We start from the raw sequence: 17,584 nt of genomic DNA on the forward strand, positions 1-17,584 counted from the left end.
CTTCGCGGCCCTACATGCCTTCGCCGAAATAATCCGCGACCAGCGTTTCCAGCGCGTCGGCCAGCGCATCGGCCTGAGGGCCGCTGATCGTGACGGTGATGGTCGAGCCGCGCTGCGCGGTCAGCATCAGTAGACCCATGATCGAATCGCCCGACACGCGCATGCCGTCCTTCTCGACCGTCGCCTGCGCCTCGAACCGTTCGACCACATCGACGAATTTCGCGCTGGCCCGCGCGTGCAGGCCCTTTTCGTTGATGATCGACAGCGTTCTGGTGACGGTGTCCTTCATCCCACCGGCGTTCCGACGTCAAGCCCGGCCCCAAGCGGCACGTTGTAGGAATTGATGTATTTCCGCCCCGCCTCTTTCGCGAAGGCGACGGCATCGGCGACCGGCAGATGGCGCGATTTCGCCAGCTTCACCAGCATCGGCAGGTTGGCCCCGTAAAGGATGGTGCGGTCGTGGAACGCGCAGGCCGGCAGCGCCAGGTTCGAGGGCGAGCCGCCAAACAGATCGGTCACCACCACCACGCCGTCGCCGCGATCGACGGCATTGGCCGCCGCCGTGATCTCGACCGTCTTCGCCCCGCGGTCGTGATCGTCCTCGATCGCGACGGCGGCGATATTGGCCTGCGGCCCCACCACATGCTCGACCGCCGAGCGGTATTCCCGCGCCAGCCCACCATGTGCCACGATGACAATCCCGATCAACGCGCTTCACCAAATTCGCCAGTCCGACCGACGCCACGCTGCGGTGACCCGGCCGGGTTATCCAGTGTCTCGCCCTGCGCCTTGCCCCCGAAGGACAGCGGCATCGGCATGCGGCGTTCCAGTTCCCTGTGCCTTATTGACACCGGCCAGCCCGCATCTGCAAGCGCGACCGCCATCTTCTCGGCCAAAGTGACGGAACGATGTTGCCCGCCGGTGCAGCCAAAGCCCACCGACAGGTGCGATTTCCCCTCTTCCAGATGGGCGGGCAGCAGAAACAGGATCAGGTCGCGGATACGGCCGAAGAACTCGTCGAATCGCGGGTCGGCGGCGACGAATTCCTGCACCGCCGCATCTTGCCCGTCCAGATCGCGCAGCCCCGCCTCCCAATGCGGGTTGGTCAGGCAGCGGCAATCGAACATCAGGTCGATCCCGCGCGGCACCCCGCGCTTGTAGCTGAAGGAATGCAGCGACACGCTGAGCCGCTGGTCCGACCGGATGTCGAACCACCGCGTCAGCTCCGCCTTCAGATCGTGAGGCGACAGATCGGTCGTATCGACCAGCACATCGGCCCGCGCCCGGATCGGGCCCAGAAGATCAAGCTCGTTCGTGACCCCCGACAGCGGCGAGCCCTTGGGCGCCAGCGGATGGCGGCGCCGCGTCTCGTTATAGCGGCGGACCAGAACCTCGGTCGCGCAGTCCAGAAACAGCACCTCGGGCGCGTAATCGGGGCTGCGCGTCAGCCGGTCGATCAGTTCGATCACGTTGGAGGCGGAAAAATCGCGGTTGCGCACATCCAGCCCCAGGGCCAGCGGCGTCGGCCGGCTTGGCCCGTCCAGCAGGCGCGGGATCAGCGACAGCGGCAGGTTGTCGATCGCCTCGAACCCCAGATCCTCCAGCACGTTGATCGCGGTGGACCGCCCCGCCCCCGACGGCCCGGTGACCAGCACCAGCCGTTGCGGCCGGTCCCGGCGCGGCGACGGGCCGTCCGGGGTCGCGGACGCGTCGGTCCGGGCCGTCATGATGTCATCCGTGCAGTTCATCTTCGCTCACGCCACACGCCCCCGCAGCAGGATCTGCCGCAATGCAGCATAAAGATGCGGCCGATACGGCCCAAGAACAAGTGGCAAGGCGATTCCAAGAAGCTCATGTTTTCGCGACTGCGGCATTCGCGCATCTTCCCGGCGCCCCAGATCGACGATCAGGGCCAGGGGAACCGGCCCGGCATCGTCGGCGGCCAGCACGCCCAGCCCGCGCGCCTCGATCCGACCGCGCAGCGGGGCCGGACAGCTGGCCACCACCTGCCCGTCCCGTTCGTCCAGATCGGTGCGGTCGTCGGCGACCAGCGCCGCCCCCACCGCCATCAGTTCCAGCGCCAGCGTCGATTTGCCCGACCCCGACGGCCCCAGGATCAGCAGCCCCCGCCCCTGCATCGCGATCGTGGTGGCGTGCACCTGCATCCGAATCACCTCCTGCCCCTCATTCTTGCGCGGAACGGTTAATTTTCGGCCCAAACCGGCGCCTCTCCGCCGCCGATTGCGTTAACATTTTACGTTTGCGCTAACCGTTAGCGCGCCCGTCTGGTTTCAACTTCAGCGCATGCTATAGCCGGCCCATACTGCGTAAAGGATCTGTCGCAGGCGACCATGTAGTCAGGAGCGTTACGAAGATGAGCATGCGTGTAAACCCGAATTGCCGGTTGGAGGATCAGGGTATCGAAGGGCTGGGTCGGGTGCACTACAACCTGCTGACGCCGGCGCTGATGACGCAGGCCGTCGCCCGCGGCGAGGGCGAGATCGGCCTTGGCGGCACCTTCCTCGTCTCGACGGGGATGCATACCGGCCGCTCGCCCAAGGACAAGTTCGTCGTGCGGACCCCGGATGTCGAGGACTCGATCTGGTGGGAAAACAACAAGCCGATGTCGCCCGAGGCGTTCGACCGGCTGCATGACGACATGCTGGCCCATATGCAGGGCCGCGACTATTTCGTGCAGGATCTGTATGGCGGCGCCGATCCCGACGAACGGCTGGACGTGCGCGTGATCACCGAACTGGCGTGGCACGGCCTGTTCATCCGCCATCTGCTGCGCCGCCCCGAGGCCGACGAGCTGGCCAGCTTCACGCCCGAATACACCATCATCAACTGCCCCGGCTTCAAGGCCGATCCCGAACGCCACGGATGCCGCAGCGAAACCGTGATCGCCCTGAACTTCCGCAAAAAGCTGATCCTGATCGGCGGCACCGCCTATGCCGGCGAGAACAAGAAATCCGTCTTCACGCTGCTGAACTATATCCTGCCGGGCAAGGGCATCATGCCCATGCATTGCAGCGCCAACCACGCGCCCGGCGATCCCGACGACAGCGCGATCTTCTTCGGCCTGTCGGGCACCGGCAAGACGACCCTGTCGGCCGACCCGTCGCGCGTGCTGATCGGCGACGACGAACATGGCTGGTCCGACAAGGGCATCTTCAACTTCGAAGGCGGCTGCTATGCCAAGACGATCAACCTGTCGCCGACGGCCGAGCCCGAAATCTACGCCACCACCACGCGCTTCGGCACCGTGATCGAGAACATGGTCCACGATCCCGACACGATGGAACTGGATTTCGAGGATAACGCGATCACCGACAACATGCGCTGCGCCTATCCGCTGGACGCGATCTCGAACGCGTCGGAAACCAGCCTTGGCGGGCATCCCAGAAACGTCATCATGCTGACCTGCGACGCGTTCGGCGTCCTGCCGCCCATCGCGCGGCTGACGCCGGCGCAGGCGATGTATCACTTCCTGTCGGGCTTCACCTCGAAGACGCCGGGGACCGAGATCGGGGTGACCGAACCGATCCCCACCTTCTCGACCTGTTTCGGCGCGCCGTTCATGCCGCGCCGCCCCGAGGTTTACGGAAAGCTTCTGGCCGACCGCATCGCCCGCCACGGCGCAAGCTGCTGGCTGGTCAATACCGGCTGGACCGGGGGCGCGTTCGGCACCGGCAAACGCATGCCGATCAAGGCCACGCGGGCGCTGCTGGCGGCTGCGCTGGACGGCAGCCTGAACGATGCCGAGTTCCGCAAGGACCCGAATTTCGGGTTCGAGGTGCCGGTCAGCGTGCCGGGGGTCGACGATACGCTGCTGGACCCGCGCCGAACCTGGGACGATCCGCAGGCCTATGACCGCCAGGCGGCCAAGCTGGTGCAGATGTTCAGCGACAATTTCGCCCAGTATCTGGACGCCATCGACGACGACGTGCGCGCCGCAGCCATCGGCTGACGGACGCCGCACGCCGCAAGAAGACGGGGCCGCGCCGCAGCGTGGCCCCGTCTTTCGTGTTCGCACATATCAGGCGCGGGGCGATGGCCGCGCCGCGCCCCGCCTCAGACGCCCAGGCACCAGCGCATCACCGCCTTCTGCGCGTGCAGCCGGTTTTCGGCCTCGTCCCAGATCACCGAATGGGCACCGTCCATGACCGCGCTGGTCACCTCGTCCTCGCGATGGGCGGGCAGGCAGTGCATGAACAGCGAATCGGGCTTGGCCCGCGCCATCAGCGCCTCGTTCACCTGATAGCCGCGCAGCTGGTTGTGACGCCGTTCCTTGGCCGATTGCGGGTCGTGCATGCTGACCCAGGTGTCGGCAAAGACCAGATCGGCCCCCTCGACCGCCTTTGCGGGGTCGCGTTCGATGGTCACGCCCACGCCCTGCGCCCGCGCGAATTCCAGCGCCTCGCGTTCCGGGTCCAGCGGCGGCGGGCCGGTGAAGGTGAAATCGAAACCGAACTGTCCGGCGGCATGGATCACGCTGGCGCAGACATTGTTGCCGTCGCCCACCCACACCACCTTGCGGCCGGCAATCGGGCCGCGATGTTCCTCGAACGTCATCACATCGGCCATGATCTGGCAGGGATGGGTGCGGTTCGTCAGCCCGTTGATGACCGGCACATCGGCATATTCCGCCATCTCCTGCAACGTCGCCTCTTCGAAGGTGCGGATCATGATCAGGTCGACATAGCGCGACAGCACCCGCGCCGTGTCGGCGATGGTCTCGCCATGGCCCAGCTGCATCTCGGACCCCGACAGCACCATGGTCTGCCCGCCCATCTGCCGCACGCCGACATCGAAACTGACGCGGGTCCGGGTCGAGGGCTTTTCGAAGATCAGCGCCACCATGCGCCCGGAAAGCGGCTGATCGTCGTCGGGCGTGCCCTTGGGCAGGCCGTTCCGGGCGGATTTCATCCTCTGCGCCTGATCGATGATCGCCCGCAGATCGTCCTTGCCGGTGGTATGGATGTCCAGAAAATGCTTCATCTTGATGTCTTTCCGCGATTTCGTGCAGCAAGCCCGCTTGTGGCTTTCGGGTCAAGGGGGCGCTGCCCCCGCCGCGCCTGTCGGCGCGACCCCCCCGGGGTATTTCAGGCAAAGAAGAAGCCCTTATCGTCGCCGCGTCATCACCCGGACGGCCTGCCCCGCGCTGTCGGCGGCGATCCGGGTGCCGGCAAAGCCCGCCTTTTCACAGGCACGGATCGCGCGCGCGTTTTCCGGGTTCGGGTCGATGGCCAGCATCTCCGCATCGCGCAGTAACAGATCGCCAAGCGCGCGCAGCCATGCCCCGCCCTGCCCCATCCCCTGCGGGCCGCCGAAGACGTCGAGGGCGACGGTCCCCGCCGGCAATCCGGCGAAATGCGGCGCGGGCCAGTGCAGCGCCGGATAGGATTGCGCATAGCCAAGCGGCGTGTCGCCCCGGCACGCGATCACCTGCCGCATCACACCGTGGTCCATGTCTTCACGGACCAGCGCGATCTGCCGGTCCGGCCCCGGCCACCATCGCGCCACCGCCGGCTGACGCAGCCATTCGGCCAGCATCGGCAGATCGGCTGCGACCACCGGACGAAACCCGTAGTCAGGCATCCAGGCTTGCGGCCGCCCGGTCCAGCCGCGCCACCGCCTCGGCGATCTCGTCGTCGCCGATGTTCAGCGGCGGCAACAGCCGCAGCGTGCTGTCGGCGGCGGGCACGGTCAGGATGTGCTGGGCATAGCCCGCCGCGACCAGATCGGCCGGTGCGGCGCGGCATTTCAGCCCCAGCATCAGCCCCTGTCCGCGCACGCCCTCGAACACGGTCGGGTGGGCGGCGACCAGACCTTCCAGCTTCTGGCGGAACAGCGCCGCCTTGCGGTTGACCTCGGCCAGGAACGCATCGTCGGCCACGATCTGCATGACCCGCGCGCCCACCGCGCAGGCCAGCGGGTTGCCGCCATAGGTCGAACCGTGCGTGCCCGCGACCATCCCCGACGCCGCCTCCTCGGTCGCCAGCACCGCGCCCAGGGGAAAGCCGCCGCCGATGCCCTTGGCGACCATCATGATGTCGGGTTCGATGCCCGCATATTCATGCGTGAACAGCCGCCCCGTGCGGCCCATGCCGCATTGCACCTCGTCCAGCACCAGCAGCGCGCCGGTGCGGTCGCACAGCGCCCGGATCTGGCGCAGATCGGCATCCGCCATCGGCCTGATGCCCCCCTCGCCCTGAACCGGCTCAAGCATGACGGCGGCGGTGTGCGGACCCATCGCCGCACTCAGCGCCTCGATATCGTCCCAGGGCAGTTGCCGGAACCCCGGCATCAGCGGCCCGAACCCCTTGACCATCTTCTCGGACCCCGCCGCCGCGATGGCCCCGGTCGAGCGGCCGTGGAACGCGCCCTCGAAGGTCAGGATCTCGGTCCGGTCCTCGCCCCGGTCGTGCCAGTAGCGGCGCACCATCTTGATCGCCAGCTCGGCCGCCTCGGTGCCGGAATTGGTGAAGAACACCGTGTCCGCGAATGTCGCCTCGACCAGCAGATCGGCCAGCCGCTCCTGCTGGGGGATCTGGTACAGGTTCGACACATGCCAGATCCGGCCCGCCTGCTCGGTCAGCGCCGCGACCAGATCGGGATGCGCATGGCCCAGCACATTGACCGCGATCCCCGATCCCAGGTCCAGATACCTTGTCCCGTCCGTGGCGATCGCCCAGGCGCCCTCGCCCCTGTCGAAGGCCAGCGGCGCGCGGTTATAGGTCGGCAGAACGTGCGAAATCATGGCGGATTCCCCGGATGTCATGGCGATTGGAGTTGCAGGCGTGATCGGACGGCGACGGTCTCCCGGCAGGGCGGGGCGTCAACGTCGGGGACGGGCGATGCGGGCGGTCCATGCGATCATGCCCCGCCCATAGCGCCGATTCGCGCCCCGCGCAATCACGGTTTCATGCGAAACCCCGAATCCAGCCAGCGCCAGGCCAGCATCAGGATCGCGGCCACCACCAGCACGCACACGACCAGCCCGCGCAGCGGCGGCGCATCGCTGACCCCGGTCACGCCGAACCGCGCGCCGTCGATCAGATAGAAGATCGGGTTCCAGTGCGACAGGCTGCGAAACGGCTCGGGCAGGGACTGGACGGAATAGAACGTGCCCGACAGGAACGACAGCGGCGTGATGATGAAATTCGTGATCGCCGCCATCTGGTCGAATTTCTGCGCCAGGATGCCAGCCAGGATGCCCAGCCCCCCCAGCATCAGCGCCGCCAGCAGCACGAAGGTGACGGCCCACAGCGGATGGGCGATCCCCGCCCCGGTCACGATCACCATGCCGGTCCCGATCACCGCCGCGACCAGCCCGGCGCGCGCCACCGACCCGCACAGATAGCCGGCCAGCAACTCGCCCGCCGACAAGGGCGGCATCAGCGTGTCGACGATATTGCCCTGCACCTTGGCCGAGGTGATCGAGGACGAGGTGTTGGCGAACGAATTCTGGATCACCGTCATCATCAGGATGCCCGGCCCCAGGAACTCCAGATAGGGCAGGCCCATGATCTCGCCCCGCCCGCGCCCCAAAGCCAGCGCAAAGACCAGCACGAACAGCGCCGCCGTCATCAGCGGCGCAAAGATCGTCTGCTGCCAGACGGCCATGAACCGCATGACCTCGCGCGCGGCCAGCGTCCTGACCCCAAGCCAGTTCACGCGCCCGAAACGGCGCACGCCCATCTCAAGGCGGCCTTCGATCTTGATGCGGTCCATGCTGCGGTCCTTGAATTCTGGCGTGCCGAAGGCTAGATCTCGGCATCCCGTTTGTGACGGGGACTTTCGCAGGTTTCAAGATGGGGCGGCAGGTCGGACCCGCCCGGAAAGGCAACCATGTCCTGGACGGATGATCGAGTCGAGACGCTGAAGCGCATGTGGGGCGAGGGTCAGTCGGCCAGCGCCATCGCCAAGGAACTGGGCGGCGTGACCCGCAACGCGGTGATCGGCAAGGTGCATCGTCTGGGCCTGTCGAACCGCAACGAGGAACCCGAACCGGCCCCCGCGCCCGAACCGGACAAGAAGGCCGGCAAGAAACCCGCCGCCGCGCCCAGACCGGAACCGCAGGCCGAAGCTGGCCCCGCAACGCCCGAACCGGCCAGCGAAGAGCCTGCGACCCAGGCCGCCTTCACCCCGCCGCCGCGCCGCCAGATCGTGCCGGCGGGCCAGCCGCTGCCGCCGCAGCCCTCGGCCAACGAAATCAGCCCCGAGGCGCTGGCCTCGGTCCGCGAGGTCGAGAAGAAGGCCCGCAAGCTGACCCTGATGGAGCTGACGGAACGGACCTGCAAATGGCCCATCGGCGATCCGGCGACCGAGAAATTCTGGTTCTGCGGCCTGCCCAGCCAGCCCGGCAAACCCTATTGCGAGGCGCATGTCGGCGTCGCCTTCCAGCCGATGAGCTCGCGCCGCGACCGCCGTCGCTGACGGCGCGACGGTGACGCATTTCCCCCGCCTCGCCGCGCTGGCCGTCACCCTGCGCGGCGATCGGGTGCTGCTGGCCCGCCGCCGCAACCCGCCCGATGCCGGTCTTTGGGGCTTTCCCGGCGGCCATGTCGATCCCGGCGAAACCGCGCTGGCGGCCGCCGTGCGCGAACTGGCCGAGGAAACCGGGATCGTGGCGACGCCGCGTGTCTATCTGGACAATGTCGATCTGATCCGGCGCGACGCGGATGGCACGCTGCGCTTTCATTTCCTGCTGGCGGCGGTTCTGTGCGACTATGTCTCGGGCCAGCCGGTGGCGGCCGATGACGCGCTGGACGCGGCATGGTGGCCGGTGGACCGGGTCCTGTCCGGCGATCTGCCGCTGTCCGAACATGTCGTCACCATCCTGTCCCGCGCGTGCTGCCACCCCGGCGGCGCGGGAACCGATCCGTCGCCCTAGATCCCGTCGATCTGGCCCCGGACCCAGGCCCGCAGGATCACCTGCGCCACCGCCCCCTTGCGCGCCGGCGCGATGCGGTCGTGGCGCCCCTCCAGCGCCTCGGCGATCTCGGACCGGCTGACCCAGATCGCATCCTCCAGCTCGTGCGGATCGCGGCTGATCTCGGTCGTCAGCGCCCGTCCCGCGCAGCCGATCATCAGCGAGGCCGGAAACGGCCAGGGCTGCGAGGTGACATAGCGGATCTCGTCCACCACGATCGCCGTCTCCTCCATCACCTCGCGCCGCACCGCCTCCTCCACGCTCTCGCCCGGCTCCATAAAACCGGCCAGCAGCGAATACATCCGCTCGGGCCAGCCCGGCTGGCGACCCAGCAACACCCGGTCGCCATCCAGCACCAGCATGATGACCACCGGATCGGTGCGCGGAAAATGCGTGCGCCCGCAGGACGGGCAGTCGAACCGCCAGCCGGCATGGGACACGACGTTGCGATGCCCGCAATTGGCGCAGAACCCGTGCGTCACCCGCCATTCGAAGATGCCCTTGGCCGCCGCGGCGATGCCCGCATCGGCATGGGTCATGTCGGCCATGACGGCGCGCAGATCGATGAACTTGCGGCTCTCGGACAGATCCAGCGTCCGCGAATCGATGAACGTCGCCGGATGGCCGTCCGCAGGCGCCAGGTAGGAGACATCGGCGGCGAAATGCGCCCGTCCCGCGCCGTCCAGACCCATGAAGACACCCGGTTCGGGACAGGCCGTGACCAGATCCTCGGCCGCCGACAGCCAGGCCAGCCGCGGCCCCGCCGCGCCCAGATCGAACAGCGGCTTGCCGCGCCACACCGGCAGCACCAGCGACCCCGGATCGGCCAGGCGCGCGGCCATCTCGGGTCCGTTCGCGCGCAGCCGGTCGGCACGGTTCAGAAAGCTGCCAGCAAAGGTCACATCGGATTCGGGAATCATGCCCCGGATGCTGCCTCGCCCCCGCCCGCCGGGCAAGCCCCGGCCCCGCACCCGCCCGAACGCCGCCAGGCCCGTCTTCGGTGTCCAAATATCCCGGGGGACGGGCCGCACGGCCCGGGGGGCAGCGCCCCCCTCCGGCGCTCGGACGGGCGCGCAACGCCCGCAAGCGGTGTACACGCTGTGCCTGCGCGGTGCCGCCCCGGTGCATGGCCGGTGCAGGCCCCGTCCCCAGCAATTGCGGGCGTTCGACGCCCACCGCTGCCGATCCCCGTTGCGCGGTGCCGCGATGCAACGCCCGCCACTTTCCTTCGCCCCGCAACGCGGCTAGACACGGCGCCGACTGACAAGGACGCATCCCCTCATGGCCCGCCACCTCATCACCTCCGCGCTGCCCTATATCAACGGCATCAAGCATCTGGGAAACCTGGTCGGCAGCCAGCTTCCGGCCGATCTCTATGCCCGTTATCTGCGCGCCCGCGGCCACGAGGTGATGTTCATCTGCGCCACCGACGAACACGGCACCCCGGCCGAACTGGCGGCGGCCAGGACGGGCGAGCCGGTGGCCGAATACTGCGCCCGGATGCACCGGGTGCAGGCCGATCTGGCGGACGGCTTCGGGCTGTCCTTCGACCTCTACGGCCGCTCGTCCAGCGACCGCAACCACCGCCTGACCCAGCATTTCGCGGGCCGGCTGGCCGATAACGGCCTGATCCGCGAAGTCACTGAAAAACAGGTCTATTCCATCGACGACGGCCGCTTTCTGCCCGACCGCTATATCGAGGGTACCTGCCCGAATTGCGGCTATGACAAGGCCCGCGGCGACCAGTGCGAGAACTGCACCAAGCAGCTTGACCCCACCGACCTGATCGCCCCGCGCAGCGCCATCTCCGGCAGCACCAATCTCGAGATGCGCGAGACCAAGCACCTGTATCTGCGCCAATCCGCGCTCAGGGACCAGATCGCAGCCTGGATCGACAGCAAGACCGACTGGCCGATCCTGACCACCTCGATCGCCCGGAAATGGCTGAACGACGGCGACGGCTTGCAGGATCGCGGCATCACCCGCGATCTGAACTGGGGCATCCCGGTCAAGCGCGGCGACCGGGACTGGCCGGGGATGGAGGGCAAGGTCTTCTATGTCTGGTTCGACGCGCCCATCGAATACATCGCCGCCACCGCCGAATGGGCCGACGCGCATGGCCGCCCCGACGCCGACTGGCGCCGCTGGTGGCGCACCGACGAGGGCGCGGACGACGTGACCTATACCCAGTTCATGGGCAAGGACAACGTGCCCTTCCACACGCTGTCCTTTCCGGCCACGCTGATCGGCTCGGGCGAGCCGTGGAAGCTGGTCGATTACATCAAGTCCTTCAATTACCTGACTTATGACGGCGGCCAGTTCAGCACCTCGCAGGGGCGCGGCGTGTTCATGGATCAGGCGCTGGAAATCCTGCCCGCCGATTACTGGCGCTGGTGGCTTCTGTCGCACGCGCCGGAATCGGGCGACAGCGAGTTCACGTGGGACAATTTCCAGCAATCGGTGAACAAGGACCTGGCCGACGTGCTGGGCAATTTCGTCAGCCGCGTCACCAAGTTCTGCCGCAGCAAGTTCGGCGAAACCGTGCCCGGCGGCGGCGAATACGGCGCCGACGAGGAACGGCTGATCGCCGATCTGACCGCCCGTCTTCGGGCCTATCAGGACTGCATGGCGCGGATGGAGATCCGCAAATCCGCGGCCGAATTGCGCGCGATCTGGGTGCTGGGCAACGAATATCTGCAAAGCGCCGCGCCGTGGTCGACCTTCAAGACCGACCCCGAACGGGCCGCGATGCAGGTGCGGCTTGGGCTGAACCTGATCCGGCTTTACGCGGTGCTGTCCGCCCCGTTCCTGCCCTTCGCCGCCCGGTCCATGTTGCAGGCGATGCGCACCGAGAACCGCGCCTGGCCGGGCGACGTGGCGCAGGCATTGCAGGCGCTGCCCGAGGGTCACGATTTCACCGTGCCCGACGTGCTGTTCGCCAAGATCACCGACGATCAGCGCGCCGATTGGGAGCAGCGTTTCAGCGGCATCCGCAGCTGATTGCAGGTGGACTTTCGGTCCCGCCCGGTCTTGGCTGGCGCGCAAGTGACAGGAGAAACCGATGACCCACTGCATTCTGCTGGGCGCCCCGGTCGATGAGGGCCAGCGCCGTCCTGGTTGCCTGATGGGCCCCGCCGCCTATCGCACCGCCGGGCTGACCGCGACCCTGGCCGCGCTTGGCCACAGCGTCGAGGATCGCGGCGATGTCCGCCCCGCCGCGCCGGGAACCCAGACCTGCGCCAACCCCGCTGTCCATCACCTGCCCGAAACCATCGCCTGGACCGATGCGCTGCGCGAGGCCACGGCGGCGGCCCTGACAGACGGCTTGCCGATCATCATGGGCGGCGATCATTCGCTGGCGCTTGGGACGGTGGCGGGCGTCGCGGCCCATGCCGCCCGGGTGAACCGGCCGCAATTCGTGATCTGGCTGGACGCGCACAGCGATTTCCACACCATCGAGTCCACGACCTCGGGCAATCTGCACGGCACGCCGATGGCCTATGCCTGCGGGTTGCCGGGCTTCGATCCGATGCCCGCCTTTCCGAACCCGATTCCGGGCGCGAATATCTGCATGTTCGGCATCCGCAGCGTCGATCCCGCCGAACATGCGGCGATGCAGCCGACCGACATCACCGTGAACGACATGCGGGTTCTGGACGAACAGGGCATCGTCGCGCCGCTGCGCGATTTCCTGAACCGGGTGCGCACCGCGAACGGGCTTTTGCATGTCAGCCTGGACGTGGATTTTCTGGACCCCTCGATCGCGCCGGCGGTCGGCACCACCGTGCCCGGCGGCACCACCTTCCGCGAGGCGCATCTGGTCATGGAATTGCTGCACGAATCCGGGCTTGTGACCTCGCTGGATCTGGTCGAGCTGAACCCGTTTCTGGACGAACGCGGGCGCACCGCGCGGCTGATGGTCGATCTGGTCGGCAGCCTGATGGGCCGCAAGGTCTTCGACCGCCCGACCCGCAGCTATGGCTGACGCAGCGGTGGCGCACGGACCTATGTTCCGCTTGATTAATGCAGATCGCTTGGCTAGCCACGTCTGGCTTGCGGGCGTGGTGGAACGGTAGACACAAGCGACTTAAAATCGCTAGGGCCCAGCCCGTGCGGGTTCGACTCCCGCCGCCCGCACCAGCCCGCCGGCATCGGATCATCCGGCATGAAACGCGAAAGGCCGGTCGCGCGGACCGGCCTGTCTTTCATCAAACCTGGTGCCGGTGAAGGGACTCGAACCCCCGACCCCATCATTACGAATGACGTGCTCTACCAGCTGAGCTACACCGGCATCAGGTTGTGCGGCGCCGGATAGCAGGTTCCGGCGAAAGGGGGAAGAGGGGCGATGCGTTTTTCGCCCCCCCCCGCCCCGTCACTTCCGTTTGCGGGGTGCGGGTTCGTTCCAGTTGTCGTCCTCGGGCGGCTCGACATCGGGGCGCACGGGGCTGGCCTCGGCGGGTTCTGCCGGGGCTGGGACGGTTTCGGCCTCCGGCGGCGGCGCCTTTGCCGGCGCAGGTTCGGGCGTGCGGTCGGTGCTTGCCGGTTCGATCTCGATAAAGTCCTGCTCGCGCGGGACCATGCCGGGCGCCACATCGGCCACCTCGATCCTCGTCGCGGGCTTGGCGGGCTTGGTGCCGGTTGCCGGCGGCGCGGGCCGGGGCTGGGCCGCGGGTTCCGGGTCCGGCTGCGCTGTCTGCTGCGGCTCGATCTGCGGCTCGGGCGGCGTTTCCAGATCGGGCGGCGCGGCTTTGGCGATCACCGGGTCGCGCTTGGGCTCGCGGTCGTCCCGCGCCGGTTCGTCCTCGTCCGAAGATCTGGGCGCGCCGACCAGCAACGGCAGCATTTCGGCCCCGGTCGCGGGCGCGGCGGCGACACTGCGCTTCATGTCGGGTTCGCGCCATGTCAGCGTGTCGAAGCCGCCGCAGCTGTCGCAGACCGGCGCCCAGTCGGCCATCACGTTGTGGCAGTTGTCGCAGACCCATTGCGGCCCGCGCGAGGCGGTCAGCGCGCGCGCCAGCCAGCCGCGCACGACGCTGTCATCGGCACCCTCGCCGCGTTCCACCGCAGCCATGATCGACAGCGTGCGGACGGTCGGATGCGTCTCGGCCAGATCGCCAAGCGCGCGCCGCGCGCCGGGGAAATCCTCGGCCGCCAGCAACAGTTCGGCCTGCAACAGACGCGATTCCTCGGCATCGGGATTCTTCTTGATCAGCCGGTCGAACCGCTTCAGCCGGGCCGCCGGCGTCTCGTCGGGCGCAATCTCGGCATAGGTTGCGGCGATGTCGGGATGCGGGCGCACCGACCACGTCTTTTCCAGCACGCGCGCGGCGTTGCGCAGATCCTTCTGCGCGATATAGCTGCGGGCGGCCAAGACGGCGGCCGGGATCAGGTCGGGCGAGGCGCGGTTGGCGGAAATCGCCGCCTCGCGCGCGCTGATGGAATTGCCCGATGCCAGAACCTCGCTGGCCTCTTGCAGGGCCAGCACGGCATCGCGGCGCAGATGCACGTCCTGCGGCAGATCGCCCTGCTTGCGCTTGTCCTTCAGCAATTGCCGCGCGCCTTTCCAGTCGCCTTCGCGCATTTCAAGTTCCAGCAGCGTGTCCTGAACCTCCTTGTGGCGGGGTTTCAGCGCATAGGCTTTCTGCGCCAGCAGCAGGGCGGTGCCGGTATCGCCCTCGGCCAGCTTCTGCCGCATCAGGCCGCGCACGCCGATGAAGCGCGTGCGGTCGTCGTCCAGCAACTGGCGATACACGCTGTTGGCCTTGGCGTCGTCGCCCGCGACCTCGGCCGCCTGCGCGGCCAGCAGGTTGGTCAGATGCGGCTTGTCCAGATATTTCGCCGCCTTGCTGGCCTTGTCCTGTGCCAGTTTCCCCTCGCCCGAGGCGACGGCCAGCATCCCCTCGCCCAACGCATCGTAACCCTTGCGCTCGCGCGAGCGGGCGAAATAGCGGTCGATGGCGGTCTCGTCGCCGGCGATGAAGCGCAGCAACGCCAGAAGCAGGCCCAGGATCTTGAAGATCATCCAGGCAACGATCATCAGGATCAGCAGGGCGATGATCGCCTTGACCGGGGTCAGCGCGATCTCCGTGCCGCCATATTCCAGTCGCAGCATCTGGCCGGTCTCGGACAGGTGCATGGCCCCAAGGGCGATGGCCAGCACGACGGCAAAGAAGAAAAGGATTTTCAACAACGACAAGAACATGATCGGGCCCTCAGTTCGAATTGGCCGACAGATCGGACAGCGCCGACTGGGCATCGCGATATGCGGTGGCGCCGGCGATCCAGTCGGCCATGGACGGGGCGGATTTCGCGGCATCCGGCAACGCCTGTATCTCGTCCAGCGCCGCGCCGATCTGTCCGGCCTCGACCTCGGCATTCGCCCGAGACAGCACCGCATCCGGATCGTCGCCCTCGCGCGGGGCGACGGAGCGGATGCCGGTCTGGGCCCGAAGGAAATTGGTCAGCACGTTGCCGCCCCCGCTGCCGCCCTCGCGCAGCGAGGCGCGCAGGGCGGCGCGGGCCGCATCGCTGAAATCGGCTTGCAGACTGTCCAGGCTGGGCACCTCGCGCCTCAGCGCGTCAGGCGGTTCGATGCCCGCGCCTTCCAGCGTCGCCCGCGCCTCATCGGGGGTCACGCCCCGGTCCAGCGCGGCCTGAAGCGAGGCTATGGCGGCCACCGCCTCGGCCCGTCTGGTGCTGCTTTCGGCGGCCTGTTGCAGCCTTTCGGCCTCTTGCTGCGCGGCCGTGATCTCGGACCGGGCGCTTTCGGCGACGGACTGGATCTGCTGTTCCAGCGTGTCGGCCTGATCGGCCAACGCCATCACCTTGTCGGCGGTATCGGGGTCCAGGGTCGGGCGCGCGGCCAGCTCCTCGATCCGCGCGGCCTGCTGGTCCAGCCGGTCCTGCAATTCCGCGATGCGTTCGGACGCCTGATCGTTCGTCGGTTCCGCCGGTGCGGGCTGCGTTTCCGCGGCGGCGGTTTCGGCGGCAGGTTCCGGCTCGGACGCGGCCTGCGATTCCGCCGCAGCGGCGCTTTCGGCCAGTTCGGCCCGCAGGGCATCGACCTGTTCGCGCGCCGCAGCCTCGGCAGCGCTGACCGCCTCGGCGCGGATCGCGTCGGCATCGACGGCGGGCGCAGCCTCTTGCGCGGGGGGTTCGGGCAGCCACGAGGCCGGCAGGTTCGGCAGCGCCCAGATCGTGACCGCAGCCCCCAGCCCCGCCGCGACCGCCCCGCCCAGGGCAACGGGCCAAAAGCCGGTTCGCTGCACCGTCACGTTCTGCGTGGGCGCGGGGGTCGAGGCCGGCGTGTCGCGCAAGATCGCCTCGGGCGGCGCGTCCTTCAGCGGGCCTTTCGGCGCGGGATCGGCGTCGGCCCCTGCGGCGCGCGTCTTGTCAGATTGGTCCGCCTTGTCGTCGGCCGGGGATTTCCCGGCCGTCTGCGCCCCCGTCGCGGGGGGCTGGGATTTCGGCGCAGCCGGCGGGACGTTCGCGGTGCCGTCGCCCACAAGGCCCGAAGTCATCGCCCCGGCCTTGCCGCCCCCTTCCGCGGCCGATTTGCCGTCCCCCGGCCCGACATCCCTGGTCGAGATGGTTCCGGGTTTCGCCGCCTCTTTCTTGGCGCGGTCGGCAGAGGGTTCGCCCGAGGCCGAATCCGCCGGCATTGCGCCCGATGGCTTTGCATCCGCCTGCGTCGCACCCGAGGGTTTTTCATCTGCCGGCTTTGCCCCGGACGGCTTGGCATCCGTGGGTGTCGTGTCGGCGGGCGTCGTGTCCGCAGCCTTGCCGGCCTGCGTGGCCTTGGGGCTGCTCGTGGTCTTCTTGTCGTCTGGCTTTTTCACGTCTTGTCCCCGTCATCGCATCCCACGCCGGCGTCGCTGCCGAAAGCTTTGGCGCCAGACTAATGACGCGCGGCCCTTTGCTCAACCCGCCGTGATCAGCATGGTTCCGTTCCGGTCAGGCGGCGGATCGCGCCGACCAGACCACAGGCGTCGGGTCGTGCGGCGATCCGGGTGCGGGCGGCGGGGCCGTCCCATGCGTCGATCGCGGCCCGGCTGATCCCCGCGATCCACAGCGGCGCGGTGGCATGGCGCACCGCGCGCGACAGCAGCATGGCCGAACGCGGCGAGAACAGCGGCAGCAGCACCACATCGGTTCCTGCCAGCAGATCCTGCGCCTGCGCCGTCAGGGGCAGGGGTTGCTGGTCATAGACCACCACCCCCTCGACCGGCAGTTCGCGCGCGACATGGCGGCCGTGGGGATGGATCAGCCGCCGGTCCGATGCCGCGATCAGCGGCAGCAGGCCGCTGGCCTCGCCGGTGGCGCCCTCGGTCACGTCGAATCCCGCCTGTCGCGCCAGTTCGGCGGTGCGCGGACCCACGCACAGGGCCGGACGCCCCCGTCCCGGCCCGGCCGAGGCGATTGCGTGACCCGAGGTGAACACCAGCCCCTCGGCCGCATGCAGCCGCGCCGCGTCGTGATCGACCGGCACGATCCGCAGGATCGGAGAGATGATCGCCGCAAACCCGGGCACCATGTCGGCAAAGCGCTGCGAATCCGGCCTTGGGCGGGTCAACAGAAGCGTAGGCAGCTTGCGCGCCGGCATTGGCAACCTCTCTGGTCGATGTTACGTCCTCATGGGTATGCGCC

Annotated in this window: 17 protein-coding genes and 2 tRNA genes; 6 read left to right on the forward strand and 13 right to left on the reverse strand. The window is 68.2% G+C overall.

Annotated features, from left to right (window positions below):
• Window positions 1-10: 10 nt before the first annotated feature.
• From JHW45_RS15440 to JHW45_RS15455, 4 genes are read right to left on the reverse strand one after another with little or no spacing between them, the layout of a single operon-like run.
• Window positions 11-289: an HPr family phosphocarrier protein gene (locus tag JHW45_RS15440; protein WP_272858474.1), complete on the reverse strand. Its 279-nt coding sequence runs from the start codon at window positions 287-289 to the stop codon at window positions 11-13.
• Entirely contained in the window at window positions 286-708 is a 423-nt protein-coding gene (locus JHW45_RS15445; RefSeq protein WP_272858475.1) for a PTS sugar transporter subunit IIA, read from the reverse strand. The genes JHW45_RS15440 and JHW45_RS15445 overlap by 4 nt, the downstream gene beginning before the upstream one ends.
• Window positions 705-1,727 (reverse strand): RNase adapter RapZ, encoded by a 1,023-nt coding sequence (rapZ, locus tag JHW45_RS15450; protein WP_272858476.1) that lies wholly within the window; start codon window positions 1,725-1,727, stop codon window positions 705-707. The genes JHW45_RS15445 and rapZ overlap by 4 nt, the downstream gene beginning before the upstream one ends.
• A 27-nt stretch (window positions 1,728-1,754) precedes the next feature.
• A complete protein-coding gene (locus JHW45_RS15455) occupies window positions 1,755-2,165 on the reverse strand; it encodes an HPr kinase/phosphorylase (RefSeq protein ID WP_272858477.1) in 411 nt (136 codons plus the stop codon).
• Between the two features lie 209 nt (window positions 2,166-2,374).
• Here JHW45_RS15455 and JHW45_RS15460 point away from each other — a divergent pair, with 209 nt between their 5' ends.
• Complete coding sequence (locus tag JHW45_RS15460; protein WP_272858478.1) at window positions 2,375-3,970, forward strand: phosphoenolpyruvate carboxykinase; 1,596 nt, start codon at window positions 2,375-2,377, stop codon at window positions 3,968-3,970.
• Window positions 3,971-4,074: 104 nt separating this feature from the next.
• Here JHW45_RS15460 and argF read toward each other — a convergent pair whose 3' ends face one another.
• The 4 genes from argF to JHW45_RS15480 form a co-directional block, all read right to left on the reverse strand.
• The gene (argF, locus tag JHW45_RS15465; RefSeq protein WP_272858479.1) at window positions 4,075-5,001 is read right to left on the reverse strand and encodes an ornithine carbamoyltransferase; all 927 of its coding nucleotides are present in this window, start codon (window positions 4,999-5,001) and stop codon (window positions 4,075-4,077) included.
• 123 nt (window positions 5,002-5,124) lie between these two features.
• Window positions 5,125-5,601, reverse strand: coding sequence for a GNAT family N-acetyltransferase (locus JHW45_RS15470; protein WP_272858480.1), 477 nt, complete (start codon window positions 5,599-5,601; stop codon window positions 5,125-5,127).
• Complete coding sequence (locus JHW45_RS15475) at window positions 5,594-6,763, reverse strand: aspartate aminotransferase family protein (RefSeq protein WP_272858481.1); 1,170 nt, start codon at window positions 6,761-6,763, stop codon at window positions 5,594-5,596. The genes JHW45_RS15470 and JHW45_RS15475 overlap by 8 nt, the downstream gene beginning before the upstream one ends.
• A 155-nt stretch (window positions 6,764-6,918) precedes the next feature.
• Window positions 6,919-7,737, reverse strand: coding sequence for an ABC transporter permease (locus tag JHW45_RS15480; RefSeq protein ID WP_272858482.1), 819 nt, complete (start codon window positions 7,735-7,737; stop codon window positions 6,919-6,921).
• A gap of 117 nt (window positions 7,738-7,854) precedes the next feature.
• Between JHW45_RS15480 and JHW45_RS15485 the strand changes: the two genes are divergently transcribed.
• Complete coding sequence (locus JHW45_RS15485; RefSeq protein WP_272858483.1) at window positions 7,855-8,442, forward strand: GcrA family cell cycle regulator; 588 nt, start codon at window positions 7,855-7,857, stop codon at window positions 8,440-8,442.
• Between the two features lie 10 nt (window positions 8,443-8,452).
• Entirely contained in the window at window positions 8,453-8,899 is a 447-nt protein-coding gene (locus JHW45_RS15490) for an NUDIX hydrolase (protein ID WP_272858484.1), read from the forward strand.
• On the opposite strand, the gene nudC is transcribed toward JHW45_RS15490, so the two are convergent.
• Window positions 8,896-9,858, reverse strand: coding sequence for an NAD(+) diphosphatase (nudC, locus tag JHW45_RS15495; protein WP_272858485.1), 963 nt, complete (start codon window positions 9,856-9,858; stop codon window positions 8,896-8,898). The two genes, JHW45_RS15490 and nudC, sit on opposite strands and share 4 nt — an antisense overlap.
• A 361-nt stretch (window positions 9,859-10,219) precedes the next feature.
• Here nudC and metG point away from each other — a divergent pair, with 361 nt between their 5' ends.
• The 3 genes from metG to JHW45_RS15510 all read left to right on the forward strand — a co-directional run bounded on the left by metG (window position 10,220) and on the right by JHW45_RS15510 (window position 13,078).
• Window positions 10,220-11,938 (forward strand): methionine--tRNA ligase, encoded by a 1,719-nt coding sequence (metG, locus tag JHW45_RS15500; RefSeq protein WP_272858486.1) that lies wholly within the window; start codon window positions 10,220-10,222, stop codon window positions 11,936-11,938.
• Window positions 11,939-11,999: 61 nt separating this feature from the next.
• A complete protein-coding gene (rocF, locus tag JHW45_RS15505; RefSeq protein WP_272858487.1) occupies window positions 12,000-12,923 on the forward strand; it encodes an arginase in 924 nt (307 codons plus the stop codon).
• A gap of 70 nt (window positions 12,924-12,993) precedes the next feature.
• Window positions 12,994-13,078: transfer RNA gene (locus JHW45_RS15510), tRNA-Leu, on the forward strand.
• A gap of 75 nt (window positions 13,079-13,153) precedes the next feature.
• Here the strand turns inward: JHW45_RS15510 and JHW45_RS15515 are convergent.
• From JHW45_RS15515 to JHW45_RS15530, 4 genes are all read right to left on the reverse strand, one after another.
• A tRNA-Thr gene (locus tag JHW45_RS15515) sits at window positions 13,154-13,229 on the reverse strand.
• A gap of 81 nt (window positions 13,230-13,310) precedes the next feature.
• Window positions 13,311-15,140, reverse strand: coding sequence for a heme biosynthesis protein HemY (locus JHW45_RS15520; protein WP_419181812.1), 1,830 nt, complete (start codon window positions 15,138-15,140; stop codon window positions 13,311-13,313).
• A gap of 10 nt (window positions 15,141-15,150) precedes the next feature.
• Window positions 15,151-16,776: a COG4223 family protein gene (locus tag JHW45_RS15525; protein ID WP_272858489.1), complete on the reverse strand. Its 1,626-nt coding sequence runs from the start codon at window positions 16,774-16,776 to the stop codon at window positions 15,151-15,153.
• Between the two features lie 95 nt (window positions 16,777-16,871).
• A complete protein-coding gene (locus JHW45_RS15530) occupies window positions 16,872-17,540 on the reverse strand; it encodes a uroporphyrinogen-III synthase (RefSeq protein WP_272858490.1) in 669 nt (222 codons plus the stop codon).
• Between the last annotated feature and the right edge of the window lie 44 nt (window positions 17,541-17,584).

Source organism: Paracoccus stylophorae, assembly GCF_028553765.1.
Lineage (GTDB): Bacteria > Pseudomonadota > Alphaproteobacteria > Rhodobacterales > Rhodobacteraceae > Paracoccus > Paracoccus stylophorae.